The organism is Glaciihabitans arcticus, assembly GCF_004310685.1.
GTDB lineage: Bacteria > Actinomycetota > Actinomycetes > Actinomycetales > Microbacteriaceae > Conyzicola > Conyzicola arctica.
The window spans coordinates 2,044,719-2,061,949 of sequence record NZ_SISG01000001.1 but is presented as its reverse complement, the minus strand read 5'-3'; the positions used below and the strand labels follow the sequence as shown (position 1 = coordinate 2,061,949).

The following is a 17,231-nucleotide window of genomic DNA, read 5'->3' as shown; positions in this document are numbered from 1 at the left end:
AACAGTGACCGCGCTCGCCGACCTCCTCGCCGAGGCCATCGCCGACCTCGAGGGCTTGCCCGACGAATCGCTCGGCGTCTGGAGGCAGTCGCGGGGGATCGGACGGCTGCGCGCCGCGCCCACCCTGCAGCCCGCCGGACGCGCCTGGCGACTGGGGGTGCTGCTCATCGACCGGCAGGGCAACCTCTACGCGACCGGCGAGGTGACCCGGGCGATCGAGCCGCAGATCGCCGTCACCAGTCGCACGCTGCTCGCGGAGGAGCGCCGCGAGATCCGCCGCGCCGCCGCACGCGGCAAGTTTCCGGAAGGCGAGGTCGTGAACCACTCGTACACGCCGATCGACGTCGACGAGTTGGCACGAGCCGGGGCATCCGGACCACTTCTGATTTCGGACGGCATCGTGCGAGTGCGCTGGAAGGCGGGAGACGGAACAAGGCCGCTCGACGCCTACCTGCGCGAGCGGATCGGACTGCTGCGCGAGGGCTGAGGCTGCTATCCTGAACGGGTTGCAACTGGCGTTCAGGTGGGCAACCACCGGGGAGCAACTATGTGCTTATGCACTACACGATTTGGCCGTTCGCCTGGGCCAACCGGATACCTTTGTTCTATCCGTCTGAGTGTCTAGGAGAGCCAGTGTCTTCCACCTTCAATTCCCCCACGTCTTCTTTCAATTCACCCTTGGCTGAAGTCGATCCCGAGATCGCGGCGGTGCTCGAGCAGGAGCTCGGCCGCCAGCGCGGAACCCTCGAGATGATCGCGAGCGAGAACTTCGTGCCACGCGCCGTGCTCGAGTCGCAGGGCTCGGTGCTCACCAACAAGTACGCCGAGGGCTACCCCGGACGCCGTTACTACGGCGGATGCGAATTCGTGGACGTCGCCGAGTCGCTCGCCATCTTCCGCGCGAAGAGCCTGTTCGGTGCCGCGTACGCGAACGTGCAGCCGCACTCCGGAGCCTCCGCCAACGCGGCAGTGCTCGCGGCCATCGCCAGCCCCGGCGACAAGATCCTCGGCCTCGAGCTCGCTCACGGCGGACACCTCACCCACGGCATGAAGCTCAACTTCTCCGGCAAGCTGTACGAGGCGCACGCCTACGGCGTCGACCCGCAGAGCTACCTCGTCGACATGGACGTCGTGCGCGAGAAGGCCCTCGAGCTGCGCCCGCAGGTGCTCATCGCCGGGTGGAGCGCCTACCCCCGCCAGCTCGACTTTGCGGCGTTCCGCGCCATCGCCGACGAGGTCGGCGCCACCCTGTGGGTCGACATGGCACACTTCGCCGGTCTCGTCGCGGCGGGCCTCCACCCGAACCCCGTGCAGCACGCCCACGTGACCTCGTCGACGGTGCACAAGACCATCGGCGGTCCGCGCTCGGGCTTCATCCTGAACAACGACCTTGAGCTTCAGAAGAAGATCAACTCGAACGTCTTCCCCGGCCAGCAGGGCGGACCGCTGATGCACGTCATCGCGGCGAAAGCCACGGCGTTCAAGCTCGCCGGCGAGCCCGAATTCAAGGACCGCCAGGAGCGCACCATCCGCGGCGCGCAGATTCTCGCCGAGCGCCTCACCGCGCCCGACGCCAAGGAAGCCGGCATCGACGTGCTGACCGGTGGCACCGACGTGCACCTCGTGCTCGTCGACCTGCGCAACTCGGCCATCCACGGCCAGGACGCCGAAGACATCCTGCACTCGGTCGGCATCACGGTGAACCGCAACGCGGTTCCCTTCGACCCGCGCCCGCCGATGACCCCCTCGGGCGTGCGCATCGGAACTCCCGCGCTCGCGACCCGTGGCTTCGGCGATGCCGAGTTCACCGAGGTGGCCGACATCATCGCCACCGCGCTGAAGCCTGCCCCGGATGTCGCGGCTCTCCGCGACCGTGTACTCAAGCTCACGGATGGGTTCCCGCTGTACGAGGGCCTGACGTCGCCGGGCTCCTGGAAGTGACGGCTATGCTCCTCGATGGGGTCGCGACCGCGACCGCCGTCAAGCAGGAACTCGCGAGCCGCATCGCCGCCCTCAAGTCGCACGGCGTCACGCCGGGACTCGGCACGCTGCTGGTCGGGGAGGATCCCGGATCCCTCTCCTATGTCGCGGGCAAGCACCGCGACTGCGCGGAGGTCGGCATCGAGTCGATCCGCATCGACCTGCCGGCCGACGCCAGCGAAGCCGATGTGCGGGCGGCGATCGTCTCCCTCAACGAGAACCCGGCGGTGACGGGATACATCATCCAGTTGCCGCTGCCGGCAGGCATCAACGAGAACGCGATGCTCGAGCTCATGGATCCCGCGAAGGACGCCGACGGCCTGCACCCGACCAACCTCGGGAAGCTCGTGCTCGGAGTACTCGGTGAGCTGGATTCGCCGCTGCCCTGCACGCCGGCCGGCATCGTCGAGATGCTCGGTCGCTACGGGGTGTCCATCCCGGGCAAGCACGTTGTGGTGGTCGGTCGCGGTCTTACCGTCGGCCGCCCGTTGGGTCTGCTTCTGACCCGCAAGGGTCTGGATGCGACCGTCACGCTCACCCACTCCCGCACCGTCGACCTCGAGTCGGAGGTGCGCCGCGCGGACATCATCGTCGCGGCGGTCGGCGTTCCCGGGTTGATCAAGCCCGAGTGGATCAAGCCCGGCGCGGCCGTGCTGGACGTCGGAATCACGCGCGTCGTGAACCCGGAGACCGGCAAGGCGCGCCTCGTCGGAGACGTCGATCCCGGTGTGCGTGAGGTCGCGGCGTTCCTGTCCCCGGTTCCCGGTGGCGTGGGGCCGATGACGCGCGCGATGCTGCTCAAGAACGTGGTCGAGGCGGCGGAGCGCCTGTAGTGCAGGTTCTTGGGCAGACGGTGGACGACCAGACCCGGTGCGTGCACTGGAGCGGCCCCACCGACGTCGTCGCCTTGCGCTTCGCCTGCTGCGACGCGTACTACCCGTGCTCCGAGTGCCACGATTCGGCGGGGCATCCAGCGGCACTCTGGCCGCGGTCGCGCTTCGGTGAACCCGCGGTGCTGTGCGGGGTGTGCCGTCACGAGCTGACCGTGGACGAGTATCTCGCGGCATCCGCCTGCCCGCACTGCTCGGCTGCTTTTAATCCGGGATGCGCCCTGCACCATCACCTGTACTTCGAAGGGTTCTCGCGTGGCTGATCACCCCTCGGTCGCCCGAGTTGTCTCGGCGCTGCGTGCCGCCGGTGCAGAGGGCGAGCCACGCTGGTTCGACGACGGGGTGCGCACAGCAGCCGAGGCCGCGGCGGCGCTCGGGGTATCCGTCGGCGCGATCGCGAACTCTCTCGTGTTCACCCTCGACGGCGCACCCATCCTCGTGATGACCTCGGGCGCGCACCGCGTCGACACGGCCTGGCTGGGAACCCGGCTCGGCGGTGTCATCAAGCGCGCGGACGCGTCCCTGGTGCTGTCGGCCACCGGCCAGACGATCGGCGGGGTTTCTCCGGTCGGACATCCCGAACCACTGCCGACCTGGGTGGACTCGGCGCTCGCCGAATTTGATGTGCTCTGGGCGGCGGCCGGGCATTCGCACGCGGTGTACCCGACGACGTTCGAGGAGCTCGTGCGTGTCACGGATGGAACGGTGACCGCGGTAGAGCCGGACTGATCGGACCGGTTTCGATACGCTCGCTGGCGCTCGCTACTCAACCAGCGGTAGGGCGACTCAACCTGCGATCAGGTCAGCGCCGCATCGATCAGGGTGACCGCTGCATCGCGCGCGTAGCCCGCAGCGGCAGGATCGCCGGCGATGGCTGCCGTGGTCTGGGCGCCCTCCGCGAGGATCGCGAGCTGCTGCCCGAGCGCCTCGGTCGCCCCCGCCTCGACGGCGAGCCGCACCACGTACTGCTGGAAGTCGAGCTTGTGATCGCGAACGAGAGTGGCGATGCGCGGGGACGCCGCCCCGATCTCGCCGAACGTGTTGATGAAGACGCAGCCGCGATAGTCGTCGTCGCTGAACCAGCGGCCCAGGTAGTCGTAGACCGCGAGCAGGCGGTCGCGAGGCGTGGTCGCGGATGCCGCGGCCTGCTCGATATCGCCCACCCAGGTGCCGTGCATGGAGTTCAGCACCTCTTCGACGATCGCCTCCTTCGACGGGAACAGCTGGTACAGGCGCTTGAGCCCGATGCCCGACTCGGAGCTGAGCGCGTCCATGCCGACGGCGGAGATCCCGCGCGCGTAGTACAACCGTGTCGCCGTCTCGAGCGCGCGCGAGCGTGCCTGCGTCTCGGAGAGCACGGGGGGTCGGGGCTGGCGAGCCGCGGTCGGGGAGCTGGTGGACATGAGCTGTTTCCTTGGTGGTGAGATGGCGCATTCACAATTCTTCGAATAGGGGTTGCGGTGAAAACGATCGTTATCTAGTGTAGAGGACAAGCGGGGAAAACGATCGTTTTCCTGAGATTCGAAGGAGCAAGGACCATGGCATTCGTTACAGTCGGCCAGGAGAACAGCACAAACATCGACCTCTACTACGAGGACCATGGAACCGGCCAGCCGGTGCTCCTGATCCACGGCTACCCGCTCGACGGGCGCTCGTGGGAGAAGCAGACCGCCGCCCTGCTGGAGGCCGGCTACCGCGTCATCGCCTACGACCGCCGCGGCTTCGGGCTCTCGAGCAAGCCGACGATCGGCTACGACTACGACACCTTCGCCGCCGACCTCAACGCTGTCATCGAGACGCTTGACCTGAACGATGTTGCCCTCGTCGGCTTCTCGATGGGCACCGGCGAGGTCGGTCGTTACCTCGGCACCTACGGCTCGAAGCGCGTTGCGAAGGCCGCCTTCCTCGCGTCGCTCGAACCGTTCCTGCTGCAGACCGATGACAACCCCACCGGCGTTCCCTCCGACGTCTTCGAGGGCATCGAGAAGGCTGCGACCGAGGACCGCTACGCCTGGTTCAAGGACTTCTACTCGAACTTCTACAACCTCGACGAGAACCTGGGATCCCGCATCAGCCAGGCCGTCGTCGACGCCAGCTGGAACGTCGCCGTCACCTCAGCGCCGATCGCGGCCGTCGGCGTGGTGCAGAGCTGGCTGACCGACTTCCGCGCCGATATCGAGAAGGTGGATGTCCCGGCCCTCATCCTGCACGGAACGGCGGACCGCATCCTGCCTATCGACTCAACGGCTCGCGAGTTCACCAAGCGCCTGCCCGACGCTGAGTACGTCGAGATCGAAGGTGCCCCGCACGGCCTCCTCTGGACGCACGCCGCCGAGGTGAACGCCGCACTGCTCGGGTTCCTCGCCAAGTAAGCCCCGCTGGATTGATTCGCACGTTTCGGCTGGCTTCCCTTACGGGCAAGCGGCCGAAACGTGCGAATCGGGGTCTTAGTTCTCGCGGCCGGCGCCATCCGAGGCTGCGACCACGAAAGTGACGGGCTGGCCGAAACCGTGCTCCGCGAAGGCGCCGTCGATCGCGACCTGGATGCGCGACACCCCGCCCGAGGGCACGAGGGCGATGGCGGAGCCGCCGAAGCCGCCACCCGTCATCCGGGCGCCGATAGCGCCGTTCGCCTGCGCGGTCTCGACCGCGAGGTCCAGCTCTGGCACCGAGATCTCGAAGTCATCGCGCATCGACGCGTGCGAGGCATCCAGCAGGTCGCCGATAGCGGCGGGTCCCTCATCGCGCAGGGCGCGCACGGTGTCGAGCACCCGCTGGTTCTCCGTCACGATGTGCCGCACGCGGCGGAAGGTCTCGTCATCCAGCATCTCGCGGGCGCGGGGCAGGTCATCCACCGACACATCGCGCAGGGACGAGACGCCGAGAACCGCAGCGCCCTTCTCGCAGGATGCCCGGCGCTCCGCATAACCGCCGGTGGCGTGATCGTGCGATACCCCGGTGTCGATGATCAGCAGCTCGAGCCCGGCCGCGGCGAAGCCGAGGTCGATCAGCTCGGACTCCAGCGAGCGACAGTCGAGGAACACGGCGGCGTCAGCGCGACCCAGCAGTGAGGCGGACTGGTCCATGATCCCGGTCGGGGCACCCACCGCCTTGTTCTCGGCGAGCTGCCCCACCTTTGCGAGAGTCGGGCGATCGAAGCCGAGTTGCCACACATCGTTCAGGGCTACGGCGACCGCCGACTCGATCGCTGCCGAAGACGATAGGCCGGCGCCCACGGGCACCACGGAGTCGATGTAGATGTCCACTCCCGGCACCGCCGCGAGATCCGCGCCGAACTCGCCGAGCGCCCAGGCCACACCGAACGGGTACGCTGACCAGCCCGCGAGGGCGTCGGGCGCCAGAGAAGAGAGGGGGATCTCCGCCACCTCATCGGCGAACGAGCTGGCGATGCGCAGCACGGCGTCATCCCGCGTGCCCAAGGCGAGCACCGTGCGGCGGTTGATCGCGAACGGCAGCACGAAGCCCTCGTTGTAGTCGGTGTGCTCGCCGATCAGGTTCACACGACCCGGAGCCGACCAGACGCCCTGCGGCGCGTACCCGAACAGCTGCTCGAAGTCGAAGCGGACGTCGTCTCTAATGTCAGTCATGCGCGGGCAATGCCTTCCCTGATAAATGCTGCTGAGGCCTCCGGCGTCACGTCGCCGATCCACGCTCCCATCGCCGCTTCGGAGCCGGCGAGGTACTTGAGTTTGTTGTCCGCCCGGCGCGGCGAGGTCAGCTGCAGCATAAGACGGATCTCGGAGCGGGCAACGTTCACCGGAGCCTGGTGCCAGGCCGCGATGTACGGCGTCGGCGTCGGGTACAACGCGTCGACCCCCCGCAATAATTTCAAGTACAGGTCAGCGAGTTCGTCGCGCTCCTCCGCAGAGGTGGCCGCGAAGTCGGGCACGTGCCGGTGCGGCAGCATGTGCACCTCGATCGGCCAACGTGCCGCGAACGGCACAAAGGCCGTCCAGTGCTCGCCGGAGAGCACGACGCGCTCCGATGAGCGCTCGCTCGCCAGGATGTCCTCGAACAGGGTCGGCACGGCGGCGACCGACTCGACCAGGCGCTGGGTGCGCGGCGTGACGTAGGGGTAGGAGTAGATCTGGCCGTGCGGGTGCAGCAGCGTCACGCCGATCGCCTCGCCGCGGTTCTCGAACGGGAACACCTGCTCGACACCGGGCAGCGCGGAGAGGAACGCGGTGCGATCCGCCCAGGCCTCGATGATCGTGCGGGCGCGGCTGGGCGTCTGCGACCCGAACGAGCCCTCGTGATCGGGGCTGAAGCACACCACCTCGCAGCGTCCGAATGACGGTGCCGTGCGGTTCAGGGCGAGGCCCGAGAGGTCGAGCGAGCCGACCTCCGGACCGAAGGAGGGGGAGCGGTTTTCGAACACCGCCACGTCGTAGTTGCTCGGCACCTCAGAGGGGTTCGCCGGGGTCGTCGGCGCGAGCGGATCCTGGTCGGCCGGTGGCAGGAAGGCGCGGTTCTGGCGAGCCGCGGCGATCGAGATCCATTCGCCCGTGAGCACGTCCTGGCGCATGGTGGCGGTGTCAGGGCGGGGATCGAGGAGCCGGGCATCCAGAGCACGAGCGCCGGTCAGGGTCGAGTCGGCATCGTTGTAGTAGATGAGTTCGCGGCCGTCAGCAAGCGTCGTCGATTCCGAGGTGATGGGCATCCAATTACGATATCGAAAATGGTACTTTCAATTGTGAAAGCTTTTGAAAGGGTGGATGACGCGGCTCCCGCCCTCGCCCGCCGCGACCGCGTGCTGCGCATGATCACCGAGCGCGGGTTTCTGCGGGTGACCGATGCGGCTCTCGAACTCGGAGTGAGCGGAGTCACCGTGCGGTCGGATCTCGCCGCACTCGAGGCCGCAGGCAGTGTCATCCGCGTGCACGGTGGCGCGATGCCGCGGTCGCAGGGGCTCGGGGAGCAGTCGTTCGAGGCGTCCCTCGAAGAGCACGCGGCCGCCAAGCGCGCGATCGGGCGCCGGGCAGCCGGGCTCGTGCAGCGCGGGCAGAGTGTGCTGCTCGACGTGGGCACCACGGCCCTCGCGGTCGCGCACGCGCTCGTGGAGCGTCGCGACCTCGACGACGTGCTCGTGGTCACCAACGGGCTCACCATCGCGCTCGCCCTGGAGGCGGCGATGCCCCGCTTCACCGTCGTCGTGACCGGCGGCACCCTCCGCCCGCTGCAGCACTCGCTCGTGAATCCGTTCGCCTCGCCGTTCCTCGAAACGCTGCGCGCCGACCTCGCGTTCATCGGCTGTAACGGCGTCGACCCGGATCGCGGCGTCACCAACGTGAACCTCCCCGAGGCCGAGGTGAAGCGCCGTATGGTGCTCTCCGCCGAGCGCCCCATCCTCGTCGCCGACGCGTCGAAGCTCGGTCGGGCGCGGCTCGGCAGCGTGGGACCGATCTCCGACTTCGACACACTCGTCACGGCGAGCGACGCCCCACCCGAGATCGTCACCCGCCTGCGACTCGCCGGTCTTAGCGTCGTACTTGCTGACGATTAGGAGTTGCTGACGATTGGGGCCTCGCGTTTTCAGGGCCGGGCGATAGGGTGCGCTTTATGAGCATTGATGCGGAATTCCTGAGCGATTGGATGGCGAAACAGCGCTGGTACTCGGCGAAAGGCCGCTCACCGCAGTTGCGCGTCAAGGGAACCCTGCTCGACGAGATCGACGGTGTGCAGGTCACGAGCTATCTGCTCATCGATGAGGCGTCCGCCAGGCCGGTGCTCTACCACGTGCCCGTCACCACCCGTGATGAGCCGCTCGCCGGGCTCGAGAACTCGCTCATCGGTGAGGTCGACGGTCGCTTCCACTACGACGGTCCGCACGATCCCGCCTACGCCAAGAGCCTGCTGCGCGCAATCGGCGAGAACCGCGAGCTCACCGGCCACGACTCGACCGCGCGGGGGCATGCGCTGTCGAGCCCGGGGCGCATCCTCTCGTCGAGGGTGCTGTCGGGCGAGCAGTCGAATACCTCGATCATCTGCGACCTCGAGGGCGGTTCGGTGCCCTCGGTCATTGCGAAGGTGTTCCGCGTGCTGCACCACGGCGAGAATCCGGATGTCACGACCCAGGCCGCGCTGACCTCCGCCGGTTCCCATCGCGTGCCCACGTCATTCGGGTCGCTCGAGGCGAGCTGGCCCGACTCGGGCCGGGAGGACGGACGAGCCATTGGCCACCTCGCCTTCGTGCAGGAGTTCCTGCCCGGACTCGACGACGCCTGGCGGGTTGCACTCAGCGCTGCGGCCGCGGGCGAGGACTTCACTGAGCAGGCGTACGGTCTGGGCGTCGCGACCGCCGAGGTGCACGCCACCCTCGCCGAGGCGCTGCCCACTGTCGAGGCCGGACCGGACGAGATCGAGGGCGCCATGGTGAGCATGCGCCGTCGCATCGACTCGGCCGCTCGCGAGGTGCCGCGCGTCGCCCCCTTCGCCGACCGCATCCGCGAGATTTACGCAAGCGTCGAGAAGGGCGCATGGCCGCGGCTGCAGCGCATCCACGGCGACTACCACCTCGGCCAGACGCTGTCGTCGCCCGAACTCGGCTGGGTGCTGCTCGATTTCGAGGGCGAGCCGATGCGGCCCATGCCCGAGCGGTCGCGCCCCGATTCGATTCTGCGCGACGTCGCCGGGATGTTGCGCTCGTTCGACTACGTGGCCGGCGCCCTCGAGCACAACAACCCCCCGGTCGATGCTCGCGCCTGGGCGTCCGCGGCCCGCAAGTCGTTTGTCGACGGCTACAACGCGACGGCGGGTGTCGACATCCGCGAGCAGCGCGCCCTGCTCGACGCCTTCGAGATCGACAAGGCCGTCTACGAGTCGCTGTACGAGGCGCGCAACCGGCCCGACTGGCTGGACATCCCGCTCGCGGCGATCGAGCGGCTCGTAGCTCGCTCGACCGCCTGACCCCGCCATACTTGGGGACATGACTTCTGCTCAGCCTCCGCTCGTTGTTCACATCGATCGGGCGAAGGCCGCGAAACTGCGCAAGCGGGAGCGGACCGTTCGCTACGTCGGGGGCGCGGTGCAGATTCTGTTCGGCCTGCTGTTCCTCGGCGTGATCGCCAGTTTCGTCATTCCGAGCATCGATGTCGTCAACCTCGGATCGATCGTGCTGAGTTTCGGCTTTGCGGTAGTCATCTCGGTCGCGCTCATCGCCCTCGGCATCGCGTCCTTCGTCTACGTGGCCAAGAAGGACGACGCGTACTGGTCCGCCGAGAACCTCCCTCTGACGGCGTTCACCGTGCACGAGAACGGGCTGACCCTGCCCGACCTCGACGGTGGCGGGAGCTTCGAGATCCCGTGGGAGTGGGTGAAGGGGGATGAGCGTGAAGTACGCGATGATCCGGTTCCGAGTGGACCCCGCCGCACTGCCGGCGAAGTACTGCGGCCAGTACGCGTTCGGACGCACAATGCTCGACCAGGTGCCGCAGACGATCAGCACAGCGATGCGGGTGCTCAGCGGCGGACGGGTGTCGTGACCGAGTATCTCGAGGTGCGCGTCGACAAGGCGAAGATCGCCCGATGGCGTACAAGCGAACGGCGCAGCAAGCGGGTGTCCGCCTACCTCTCGATCGCGCTGGGCCTGTTGCTTGTCGGCAGCTCGGCCGTGTTCGCCATCTACTTCGCGCAGAACGCTCCCGAGAGCGTGCAGTGGGTCTACGTGCTGTTCGCCCTCGAGTTCGTCGCGGGCCTGTACCAGTTCTGGGTCGCCCGCCGCGAGTTCCGCGCGATCGCCGCAAAAGCCGCCTACTGGGACAGCGATGATCTGCCGGATGTCGCGTTCCGCCTCGACACCGCAGGCATCGAGCTGCGCGATCCCGCCGACGCGCACCCGATCCTCGTGCCCTGGGCCGCCGTTCGGGGTCTACGGGCGAACGCCCTGATGCTGACCTTCTCGGTCGAACGGGGAATGTTGCCGGCCCGGTACCGCAACCGCATCCAGTTCGGGCTAGCCGTGCTCGACACTCCGCTCCACACGATCCGCGCCGCCAGCCGCGACTTGAGCGGCGGCACGGTCGGTTAGCTGCTGGATAGGCTTGCACTATGCGTGCTCCCACCGGTCAGCAGTTCACCCTCACCCGCGGCACGTCTCGCGCAATCATCACCGAGCTGGCAGCGGGCATCCGTCACTTCTCGATCGACGGCGTGGACCTGACCGAGCCCTTCGATGAGCAGGATGGCCCGCCCATGGGCTGCGGCATCGTCCTGGTCCCGTGGCCCAACCGCATCGCCGAGGGCGCATGGTCACTCGACGGCAAGCGCCAGCAGCTCGACCTCACGGATCCCGGCCGCAAGCAGGCCACCCACGGCCTGCTGCGCAACACTCCCTACCGGGTCGCCGAGCAGAGCGAGTCGGCCATCACGCTGTCGGCGGGAGTGTTCCCGCAGCACGGCTACCCGTTTCTGCTCGACACGAGCGTGCGCTACGAGCTCGTCGACGGCGGTCTCGCGGTGACGCACACACTGTTCAACGCGGGTACGGCGAAGGCGCCCGTGGCGATCGGCGCCCATCCCTACTTCCGTATCGGGGATGTTCCTTCCGCAGATCTCACGCTGACCGTCGGCGCGTCCACCCGCTTCTCGATGAACGACCTGCTGCTTCCGGTCGACGAGGTGCCCGTCGACGGCGACTTCGACCTGCGCGGCGGTCGTGTGCTCGGCGAGATCGACCTCAACGTGACGCTCGGCGGGCTTCCGGCGGGCGAGACCAGCAGCGTGCTCAGCGCGCCAGACGGTCGCAGCCTCGAGGTCTGGCAGGACGAGAGCTTCGGATACCTGCAGGTCTACACGCCGCGCGACTTCCCCAAGGATGGCGGCACCGGCGTCGCCGTCGCCCTCGAGCCGATGACCGCCGCGCCCGACGCGTTCAACAGCGGCAAGGGCCTGCGTTGGCTGGAGCCCGGGGAGACCTGGGTCGCCCGCTGGGGCGTGCGGTACGCCGCGTGAGCGCGCCCGCCTCCGCAGCCACCCTCCGCAAGTGGCGCAGGTACCTCGCGGACGAGCGCGCGGAGGCCGCCGTGTACCGGGACCTTGCGAGCCGACGCCAGGGGGAGGAGCGGGACATCCTGCTCGCCCTCGCAGACGCGGAGGCCCGCCACGAGTCGCACTGGCTCGGACTGCTCGGCGATCGGGTCGGTCGCCCACAGCGCGGGGATATCCGCACGCGTATGCTCGGTTGGCTCGCCCGTCGCTTCGGATCGGTCTTCGTTCTCGCGCTCGCCCAGCGTGCCGAGGCGCGATCGCCCTATGAGGATGACGTCGACGCGACCGCGACCATGGCGGCCGACGAGCAGATCCACGAGGAGGTCGTGCGTGCCCTCGCCGCCCGCGGGCGCCAGCGGTTGTCGGGCACGTTCCGGGCGGCGGTGTTCGGTGCGAACGACGGGCTCGTGAGCAACCTTGCGCTGGTGCTCGGCATCGGCGCGACCGGGGTGTCGACTCCCGTCATCCTCGCCACCGGCATTGCCGGCCTGCTCGCGGGCGCCCTCTCGATGGGCGCCGGCGAGTTCGTCTCGGTGCGTTCGCAGCGGGAACTGCTCGCGGCATCGAACCCCAACCCCGACGCGCAGAAGGCGCTCGAGTTTCTCGACGTCGACGCCAACGAACTCTCGCTCGTCTACCGCGCTCGCGGCATGAGCGAGGAGGAGTCGAAGGCGCACGCCGCCGAGGTCATGCGCGACCTCAGCATCGAGCGCCCCGCGGATGCGGTCGCTGAGCACGAGGAGATCGGCTCGGCGATGGGCGCGGCCGTCTCGAGCTTCCTGTTCTTTGCCTCGGGCGCGATCATCCCCGTGCTGCCCTACCTGTTCGGCGCGACCGGGTTCTCCGCGGTCATCATCGCGGCTGCCCTCGTGGGCATCGCGCTGCTCGGCACCGGTGCCGTCGTCGGGCTGCTCTCGGGCGGACCGCCCCTGCTGCGTGCCCTGCGGCAGCTCGCGATCGGCTTCGGAGCCGCAGGCGCGACCTATCTGCTCGGGCTGCTGTTCGGCACGAGCATCGGTTAGAGCGCAGCCGCTAGGCGAAAGGTGTAGGCGTCGCCATCAGCGTCAGGGTGACCAGGCCGATGGCCATCGCCAGGATCGAGAGCAGTCGGCGCAGGCCGCGACGCTGACCTTCGAAGAATCCGACGAACCCCGCGAAGATCGCGATGGCGCTCAGGTTGAGGGTGAGTGTGAGTTGCCCGCCGAGTCCGGCGACCAGCGCGGCGAGGGCGAAGCCGAACGCCCATGTGCCGATGAGGTTGCGGCGGCGGCCCTCGGCCGGGTCGCTCGGGGTCGCTGTTGAGTCGCTCATTCGCGCACTATCTCACAGCGACCTGATCAGCGGCTCACCCTTCCACCGTTGGGCGGGCCGGGGTTGCCGTAAGTCGACAGCAGGTTGTTGTGGGCGGCGGCGCACGCGGCGCGCAGGCTCCGGAAATAGCCGATCAGCTGCCGGTCCTCGCTCTTCTCCGCCCAGGTCACGGCGCGGTAGCCTGCCTCCCCGCGGATCCGCAGCAGCCGGATCACCCCGTAGCAGCGGCCGCGCCCCTCGTCCACCATCAACCACGTGCCCGGCTCGCCCTCGACAGCTGCGAGCACGGGATGCCACCCGCTCACGTGACCGGATCTCGCACGCTCGGCTGCCGCCGCACCATCCACAACAGCATGCTGCATGGCCATTCTCGACTCCTCGCCCCTCGAGCAGCCGGCCCTGCATGTCGCTCCAGCCTAGGACGAGGCCCCGACCTCAGCTAGCGCTGCCCTCGGCTAGCGGCGGTCGAGGTGGATGCCGGCGAGCATGCACCGCACGGAGCCTCCGGCCAGTTCGATGGTCGGCACGTCCAGTGGCACGAGCCGCGCGTACTGCTCGATGGTCCCGATCTGCGCGGGATCGAGGCTGCGGTACGCCCGCGACGACAGCGCGAGCACCCGGCCGGCGCTCCCACGCAGCTCGATCGCGTTGCCCGCAAAGTTGCGCACCTGGTCTTCACGCAGGGTGATGATCTCGCGGCCGGGTGCCGCGATGCGGTCGAGCACCTGCTGGCGGCGACGCTCATCGGTCAGCAGCTCGGCACCGATCAGGGCGAAGTCGGTCGCGATGCACATCAGGACATTGGTGTGGTAGATCCGCACTGCGTCGCTGTCGGCAGCATCGAAGACCATCGGCTCGTAGCCGAAGTTGGTGCAGAAGCGCTCGAGGGCGATGGGGTCCGCGCGGTTGGAGCGCGCCGCGTAGGCGATGCGCGAGGCGTGGTCGAGGACCATGGCACCCGTGCCCTCGAGGAACACATCGTCGTACTCGAGCCCCGAATAGTCGATGACGTCCTGCACGCGGTAGTCGTGCTTCAGCAACTCGATGACGTCACTGCGCCGCTCGGTGCGCCGACTGGGGGAGTGCATGGGGTAGATCGCAACGTGTCCGCCCGAGTGGGTCGAGAACCAGTTGTTCGGAAACACGCTGTCGGGGGTAGTCGTGTCCTCGTCCTCGAAGAGGTGCACGGTGATCCCGGCGTCGGCCAGCGCGACACTCGCGGCCGTGACCTCGCGGTACGCCTCGGCTGCGAGCAGGCGTGAATCGTCGGCCGGGACATCCACCTGGAATGCATTGTCGGCAGCGGTCGCCGGGTTCGGGGTGAAGTGGTGCGGCCGGATCATGACGACCGCGGAGGGCGCCTGCATCAGGCAGGGACGGGGGCGTTGCTGCCCGCGACGAGGCCGAACAGGTCTTTTGGGTCGTCGGGGTCGACGACGAGGTCGATGTCGCGCGCGAAGGCTGTGCCGACGATGCTGTCGCGCAGGTAGCGCAGCATGGTGAAGTCCTCGATGGCGAACCCGACCGAGTCGAAGACGGTGATCTGATCTCTGGATGACCGGCCCGCCGCGTCCCCGGTGATGACGTTCCACAGCTCGGTGACGGGAAAGTCGGGGGACACCTGCTGCAACTCGCCCTCGATGCGGGTCTGCGGGGTGAATTCGACGAAGACGCTGCCTGGCACGAGGATGGTGGCGTCGAGCTCCGTCTTGCCGGGGCAGTCGCCGCCGATCGCGTTGAGGTGCTGGCCGGGCTGAACCATGTCGGCGGTCACGATCGTGGCGTTCGCCTTGTCGGCCGTGCAGGTGGTGACGATGTGCGCGCCGTCGACCGCCTCGGCCGCGCTCGCCGCGGTGTGGATCTCGAAGCCCAGCGGCTCGAGGTTGCGGCGCAGCTTGGCGACGGCCGCAGGATCGGTGTCGAACACGCGCAGAGTGTTGATCCCCAGAACGGTGCGGAAAGCGATGGCCTGGAACTCGGCCTGCGTGCCGGTTCCGATGAGGGCCATGGTCGTCGCATCGGGGCGGGCCAGGTACTTCGCGGCCAGAACGGATGTCGCGGCGGTGCGCAGCGCGGTGAGCACCGTCATCTCGGCTACGAGCAGGGGGTAACCGCTGGCGACGTCGGCGAGCACGCCGAAGGCCGTCACGGTCTGGAGTCCGCGAAGCGGGTTGGCGGGGTGCCCGTTGACGTACTTGAACGCATAGAGCTCGCCGTCGCTCGTCGGCATCAGCTCGATGACCCCGACATCGGAGTGACTCGCGACCCGCGGAGCCTTCTCGAACGCGGGCCAGCGGCGGAAGTCCGCCTCGAGGTACTCGACCATTCCCTCGAGGATCGTCTCGAGGCTCGTCGCCTGCACCCACTTCACGACATCGGTCACGCCTGCGAATAGCACCATTGCACCAGCGTAGATATCGGCATTGTGCAGCCACAATCGCAATCACCGATCATTTAGTGGTACCAAATTTGCAGTCTGCTCGGTCAGAAGTACACTCTGATCATGGACGATCTCGATCGACGGCTCATTGCGCTACTGCGAGTGGATGGCAGGGCCCCCGTGTCCACGCTCGCGAGCCAGCTCGCGGTGACCAGGGCGACGGTCACCCACCGCATCGACCGACTGGTGAGCTCAGGTGTCGCGCTCGGGTTCTCGATCCGGATCCGCGAAGAGCTCGACCCGGACACGATCCGCGCCATGACGCTCATCGAGGTGGAGGGGCGGTCGACGGACGACGTCATCCGCAAGCTGCGTGGTTTTGCGGAAGTGCATGCCCTGCACACGACCAACGGCGGCTGGGATCTCGTGGCCGAGCTGCGCTGCGAGAGCCTCACGGCGTTCGACCGGCTCCTCGGCCAGATCAGGTCGATCGAGGGTGTCGTCAACAGCGAGACGAGCCTGCTGCTGAGTTCGGTGCTGCGGTAGTGCTCGCCAATGTCGGTGCGCGGGAGTAGCCTCCCCGCATGAACGATGTCGTCGATTATCTGCTGAGCGGTGACCCTGCGATTCGCTGGCAGACCCTGCGAGATCTCACCGACGCGCCGCCGGCCGCGATTGCGGAGGCACGGGCCGAGGTCGCGATGTCGGGATGGGGTGCGCGGCTTCTCGGCGAGCAGGCGGAAGACGGTCGCTGGGATGGCGGCACCTACCGCCCCGGCTGGGTCGATGACGAGAAACCGTTCTTCGACGCCTGGACGGCCACCCACTTCTCCCTGCAGTCGCTGGTGGAATACGGCGTTGACCCCGCGGCCGAGCCGGTGCGCGTCGCGATCGACCGGGTCGCACGCCAAGTGACCTGGCAGTACCACGACACGGGCTACTTCGAGGGGGAGACCGAGTCGTGCATCAACGGGATCGCCCTCGCCATCGGCGGCTACTTCGGGCAGGACTCATCGCGCATCGTGCAGACCCTCCTCGCCGGCCAGCACGCCGACGGTGGCTGGAACTGCTGGAGCGAGGAGGAGCCCGGAGCTCCCTCGTCGTTTCACTCCACTCTCGCGGCGCTCGAAGGGTTGTTCGCGGTTCCCGATCCGTCCGAGGAGGTCACCGCTGCGCGTCTTCGCGGGGAGGAGTACCTGCTCGAGCGCGGACTGCTCTGGCGGGTCTCCGACGGCGAGTTGACGGATGTGCGCTTCACGCTGCTCGCCTCGCCCGTGCGCTGGTATTACGACGTTCTGCGCGCGCTGGATTACTTCCGGCTCGCGCGCCCCGAGCGGGACCCGCGGCTCGGTCGCGCGATCGACCTGCTGCGCGCCAAGCAGTTGCCGAACGGAATGTTCCCGCTCGAGTACCACCACGAGGGGCCGACCCTGTTCGAGCTCGAGGCGGAAGGCGAGGGCCACCCGAGCCGCTGGGTCACCCTGCGCGCGCTGCGCGTGCTGCGCTGGTGGGAGGACGCCGCGCCCGTGGCGCTGACCCCCTAGTCGCGCGCTGGGCCGCCCCGACCCCAGCGTTCTGGTCCCAAATGCAGGACCGTTTTCCGCTAGTGCGGAAGCTCAAGGGTGGCTGGCGGTCGTGAGCCGTTTCATCCTGCATTTGGGAAC

At 68.1% G+C, this 17,231-nt stretch carries 20 protein-coding genes and 1 riboswitch; of the genes, 13 read left to right on the top strand and 7 right to left on the bottom strand.

All coding sequences use genetic code 11. From position 1 onward, the window contains the following. Positions 1–4 precede the first annotated feature (4 nt). The 5 genes from EYE40_RS10100 (at position 5) to EYE40_RS10080 (ending at position 3,599) form a co-directional block, all read left to right on the top strand. Positions 5–487 carry a glutaminase gene (locus EYE40_RS10100; protein WP_130981822.1) on the top strand — a complete coding sequence of 161 codons (483 nt, stop codon included), beginning with the start codon at positions 5–7 and terminating at the stop codon, positions 485–487. Between the two features lie 11 nt (positions 488–498). Further along, positions 499–594, top strand: a riboswitch (ZMP/ZTP riboswitch). 84 nt (positions 595–678) lie between these two features. Then, the gene (gene glyA, locus EYE40_RS10095; RefSeq protein WP_240034784.1) at positions 679–1,941 is read left to right on the top strand and encodes a serine hydroxymethyltransferase; all 1,263 of its coding nucleotides are present in this window, start codon (positions 679–681) and stop codon (positions 1,939–1,941) included. Beyond that, positions 1,938–2,813, top strand: coding sequence for a bifunctional methylenetetrahydrofolate dehydrogenase/methenyltetrahydrofolate cyclohydrolase (locus EYE40_RS10090; RefSeq protein WP_130981820.1), 876 nt, complete (start codon positions 1,938–1,940; stop codon positions 2,811–2,813). Before glyA ends, EYE40_RS10090 begins: the two co-directional genes overlap by 4 nt. Beyond that, positions 2,813–3,133 (top strand): CHY zinc finger protein, encoded by a 321-nt coding sequence (locus tag EYE40_RS10085; RefSeq protein WP_130981819.1) that lies wholly within the window; start codon positions 2,813–2,815, stop codon positions 3,131–3,133. Before EYE40_RS10090 ends, EYE40_RS10085 begins: the two co-directional genes overlap by 1 nt. Then, a complete protein-coding gene (locus EYE40_RS10080; protein WP_130981818.1) occupies positions 3,126–3,599 on the top strand; it encodes a YbaK/EbsC family protein in 474 nt (157 codons plus the stop codon). The genes EYE40_RS10085 and EYE40_RS10080 overlap by 8 nt, the downstream gene beginning before the upstream one ends. Positions 3,600–3,667: 68 nt before the next feature. Here EYE40_RS10080 and EYE40_RS10075 read toward each other — a convergent pair whose 3' ends face one another. Further along, positions 3,668–4,273: a TetR/AcrR family transcriptional regulator gene (locus EYE40_RS10075; RefSeq protein ID WP_130981817.1), complete on the bottom strand. Its 606-nt coding sequence runs from the start codon at positions 4,271–4,273 to the stop codon at positions 3,668–3,670. 135 nt (positions 4,274–4,408) lie between these two features. Between EYE40_RS10075 and EYE40_RS10070 the strand changes: the two genes are divergently transcribed. Further along, the gene (locus EYE40_RS10070; RefSeq protein WP_130981816.1) at positions 4,409–5,242 is read left to right on the top strand and encodes an alpha/beta fold hydrolase; all 834 of its coding nucleotides are present in this window, start codon (positions 4,409–4,411) and stop codon (positions 5,240–5,242) included. A gap of 75 nt (positions 5,243–5,317) precedes the next feature. Here EYE40_RS10070 and galK read toward each other — a convergent pair whose 3' ends face one another. Together galK and galT are read right to left on the bottom strand one after the other, a co-directional pair. After that, a complete protein-coding gene (gene galK / locus EYE40_RS10065; RefSeq protein ID WP_130981815.1) occupies positions 5,318–6,478 on the bottom strand; it encodes a galactokinase in 1,161 nt (386 codons plus the stop codon). After that, entirely contained in the window at positions 6,475–7,551 is a 1,077-nt protein-coding gene (galT, locus tag EYE40_RS10060; RefSeq protein WP_130981814.1) for a galactose-1-phosphate uridylyltransferase, read from the bottom strand. Before galT ends, galK begins: the two co-directional genes overlap by 4 nt. A gap of 18 nt (positions 7,552–7,569) precedes the next feature. On the opposite strand from galT, the gene EYE40_RS10055 reads away from it, so the two are divergent. The 5 genes from EYE40_RS10055 to EYE40_RS10035 are packed head-to-tail and all read left to right on the top strand — an operon-like array spanning position 7,570 to position 12,898. Next, positions 7,570–8,394, top strand: a complete 825-nt coding sequence (locus EYE40_RS10055; RefSeq protein WP_193554503.1) for a DeoR/GlpR family DNA-binding transcription regulator — start codon at positions 7,570–7,572, stop codon at positions 8,392–8,394. Between the two features lie 56 nt (positions 8,395–8,450). Beyond that, positions 8,451–9,797, top strand: coding sequence for a maltokinase N-terminal cap-like domain-containing protein (locus tag EYE40_RS10050; protein WP_130981813.1), 1,347 nt, complete (start codon positions 8,451–8,453; stop codon positions 9,795–9,797). A 19-nt stretch (positions 9,798–9,816) separates the two neighbouring features. Next, on the top strand, positions 9,817–10,917 hold the full coding sequence (locus tag EYE40_RS10045; RefSeq protein ID WP_130981812.1) for a hypothetical protein: 1,101 nt from the start codon (positions 9,817–9,819) through the stop codon (positions 10,915–10,917). Between the two features lie 20 nt (positions 10,918–10,937). Further along, a complete protein-coding gene (locus tag EYE40_RS10040) occupies positions 10,938–11,840 on the top strand; it encodes an aldose 1-epimerase family protein (protein ID WP_130981811.1) in 903 nt (300 codons plus the stop codon). Then, entirely contained in the window at positions 11,837–12,898 is a 1,062-nt protein-coding gene (locus EYE40_RS10035) for a VIT1/CCC1 transporter family protein (RefSeq protein WP_130981810.1), read from the top strand. The genes EYE40_RS10040 and EYE40_RS10035 overlap by 4 nt, the downstream gene beginning before the upstream one ends. A 10-nt stretch (positions 12,899–12,908) precedes the next feature. Here the strand turns inward: EYE40_RS10035 and EYE40_RS10030 are convergent, their stop codons facing one another. The 4 genes from EYE40_RS10030 to EYE40_RS10015 form a co-directional block, all read right to left on the bottom strand. Further along, positions 12,909–13,187 carry a hypothetical protein gene (locus tag EYE40_RS10030; protein WP_130981809.1) on the bottom strand — a complete coding sequence of 93 codons (279 nt, stop codon included), beginning with the start codon at positions 13,185–13,187 and terminating at the stop codon, positions 12,909–12,911. A gap of 26 nt (positions 13,188–13,213) precedes the next feature. Further along, positions 13,214–13,555, bottom strand: coding sequence for a hypothetical protein (locus EYE40_RS10025; RefSeq protein WP_130981808.1), 342 nt, complete (start codon positions 13,553–13,555; stop codon positions 13,214–13,216). 87 nt (positions 13,556–13,642) lie between these two features. Next, positions 13,643–14,530 (bottom strand): citrulline utilization hydrolase CtlX, encoded by an 888-nt coding sequence (gene ctlX, locus EYE40_RS10020; protein WP_240034783.1) that lies wholly within the window; start codon positions 14,528–14,530, stop codon positions 13,643–13,645. A 23-nt stretch (positions 14,531–14,553) separates the two neighbouring features. Then, positions 14,554–15,588, bottom strand: coding sequence for an ornithine cyclodeaminase (locus EYE40_RS10015; protein ID WP_130981806.1), 1,035 nt, complete (start codon positions 15,586–15,588; stop codon positions 14,554–14,556). 102 nt (positions 15,589–15,690) lie between these two features. Between EYE40_RS10015 and EYE40_RS10010 the strand changes: the two genes are divergently transcribed. Next, the gene (locus EYE40_RS10010) at positions 15,691–16,113 is read left to right on the top strand and encodes an Lrp/AsnC family transcriptional regulator (protein WP_130981805.1); all 423 of its coding nucleotides are present in this window, start codon (positions 15,691–15,693) and stop codon (positions 16,111–16,113) included. Positions 16,114–16,151: 38 nt separating this feature from the next. Next, positions 16,152–17,111, top strand: coding sequence for a prenyltransferase/squalene oxidase repeat-containing protein (locus EYE40_RS10005; protein WP_130981804.1), 960 nt, complete (start codon positions 16,152–16,154; stop codon positions 17,109–17,111). Positions 17,112–17,231: the final 120 nt, after the last annotated feature.